The following is a 2,487-nucleotide window of genomic DNA, read 5'->3' as shown; positions in this document are numbered from 1 at the left end:
CGCTTGCGCAGCTCACGCCCACACTGCGCGGCAGCTCGACCGAAATGCACCTGCAGGCAGCCATCGGTGTCTCGCAGATGTTCACCCGCGGCAACAGCGACGAGGTGCGGGCGGCTCTGGAGCGCAGCCTCGAGGTGGCCGAGGCACTGGAAGATGCCGCCAGCCAGGTCCAGCTGCTTGGCCGGCTCCAGATCTTTCACGAGCGCATCGGCGACTTCGTCGAATCATTGAAATACGCGCATCGCTGCGCCCGCGTGGCCAGCACCATCGGCGACGCAACCGCGGTGGCCGCGGCGAATTCGCTGGTCGGGCTCTGCAACCATCTGCTGGGCGATCAGCCCGAGGCCAGGCGCCTGCTCGAAGCCGCGCTCGCCGGGTCGCCCGACTCGCTGCAGGACAGCAGCATCTACTCTGGATTCGATCTGCGCAACCGCGCCCGCATCGCGCTGGCCAGGACCTTGTGGCTCCAGGGCTACCCGTCGCAGGCCGTCGTGCTCGCGCAGCGCGCCGTCGACGAAGCGCGGCAACTGGACCATCCCGTCACGCTGTGCATCGCGCTGATCTGGGCGGTGTCGGTGTACATGTGGGTCGGCGACCTGGAACGCGCCGAACGGGACATCGACCGATTCATCGCCTACGCGGAGGCCCATTCGCTCACGCCGTACCTGGCCGTGGGCCGGGGTGTCAAGGGCGAACTGGCCGTCAGGCGCGGCGATGCCGGGCGCGGCGTCCAGGCGATCCAGGACTGCCTGGTGGAGCTTCGCGAATCCCGCTACGAGCTGCTCACCACGGCATTCAACCTGACGCTGGCCGAGGGCCTGACCGCCCTGGGGCAGACAGCCGACGCGCTGGAACTGCTGGACGACACCCTGGCGCTGGTGCATGCAAAAGGCGACCTGTACAACCTTCCGGAACTCCTTCGGGCCAAGGCCCGCGCGTTGTCGTGCCTGTCGCCTTCGCACGCGGCGCAAGCCGAGGAGTGCCTCGTCCAGTCGCTCGCCAGCAGCAGGCAGCAAGGCGCGCGCGCGTGGGAGCTGCGCACGGCGACCGACCTTGCGCGGATGTGGCAGGCAGCCGGACGCGAGCGCGAGGCGCGAGCCCTGCTGGAAGGCATCCTTGCCCACTACACCGAAGGCTTCGACACCACGGACCTTCAACAGGCGCAGCAGCTCTTCGGCAAGGCAAAAGGCGCGGCCGTCTGACCGTGCTCCCTGGCCGGCCGGCAACGGGCGCGCGCCGGCCATCCATACCTACATATGATGGCGCCGCCCGCTGGCGGCGCTAATCTGGGGCACCGGGCAGCGGCGGCGGGATCGTCCCGGCCGCTTGCCAGGTCAAAGAGCCCGGATTTTTCCCTTGCAACCCCTCAGCATCGAACTCGTGTCCATCGTCGACGACGATCCTTTCGTGCGCGCCGCGACCAGCAGCCTCGTGCGTTCGCTCGGCTGGGAAGCGCGCGAGTTCGCGTCGGGCCCGGCCTTCCTTGCCTCCGGCACGGCGGCCCATACGCACTGCCTGGTGTGCGACGTGCAGATGCCGGCGATGGACGGCATCGAGTTGCTGGACCGGCTCCTGGGCCAGGGCATCCACGTTCCCACGCTGTTCATCACCGCGCTCGCATCGGCCCGTGTGCGCGAGCGCGTGCAGGCGAGCACCGCGCTGTGCCTGATCGAGAAGCCGATCGACGCGCGCGAGCTGCAGGCCTGGATCGGCCGCGCACTCCAGGGCGGCTGACCATGGTCTAGATTGCGGCCTTGGCTTTTCCTGGAACTCGAGCACTCTTGCAAATGGTTCGCCGCGGCACGAGCATGGCGCGCCGTTCCTTCGCAAGAAGACTCGATCTAGCGCTCAGCTTCTCTAGCCGCACGCCCCGCAGCCACTTCTTGGCGCCCCTGCACCTCCTGCGCTTCACGCCCAGCTTGCGTGGCGTTCCAGTCAGGCATCCCAGACGGCAGAAGAAGACCGCCCCACTCACTCCTTCTGAGGCGCCCCATGCTCCAGCAAGATGGTCCTCAGCGCACGCTTGCCGCGCGCGTTCTGAGCTCTATAGGCTCGGCGGGCCAGCTCGACGAAGCGCTCCTCCCCCGGGTCCTGCAACGGCTCCGCGCTTTGAGGCGCATCGAGCCAAAGTGGCTCCTTGCCACAACGGCTCTCGATCTGCCGTGCGAGCTTGTCGGAAATGACGCGGCCCTTCTTGATCTGGCTCCACATGCTCGCGGAGATCTGCAGCTTCTCCGCGAACTTCGCCGCCAGGCCGAGCGGTTCCGCCCCATTGGACGCACGCTCCGCAACGAAGTCGCCGAAGAGGATCAGGACATTATTGCGACGAATGGCAGGCAGGGACATGCTTGGAGCGGCGGAGCAAAGCGTCCGTGTGAACGGACGTGGAGTGAGAAAAAAACACAACACCCAAAAAAAGTATTGCGTCGCGCAGTAAACCCAGTTTACATTACATCCATCGACGAAATTGATTCGTCCAGTTTCTTC

Annotated in this window: 2 protein-coding genes and 1 pseudogene; 2 read left to right on the top strand and 1 reads right to left on the bottom strand. The window is 66.5% G+C overall.

Annotated features, from left to right (window positions below):
- Nucleotides 1–1,202: pseudogene (locus AC1DOC_RS29180) on the top strand (transcriptional regulator); the annotation flags it as partial.
- Nucleotides 1,203–1,356: 154 nt separating this feature from the next.
- On the top strand, nucleotides 1,357–1,734 hold the full coding sequence (locus tag AC1DOC_RS29175; RefSeq protein WP_418147539.1) for a response regulator transcription factor: 378 nt from the start codon (nucleotides 1,357–1,359) through the stop codon (nucleotides 1,732–1,734).
- A 237-nt stretch (nucleotides 1,735–1,971) separates the two neighbouring features.
- Here the strand turns inward: AC1DOC_RS29175 and AC1DOC_RS29170 are convergent.
- The coding region (locus AC1DOC_RS29170) for a hypothetical protein (RefSeq protein WP_478131070.1) at nucleotides 1,972–2,487 on the bottom strand (516 nt) is incomplete at its 5' end.

The organism is Variovorax sp. 01T439_2, from assembly GCF_056398445.1.
Note: the sequence above shows the minus strand (reverse complement) of the source record. Positions and strands in the feature narration are given on the sequence as shown.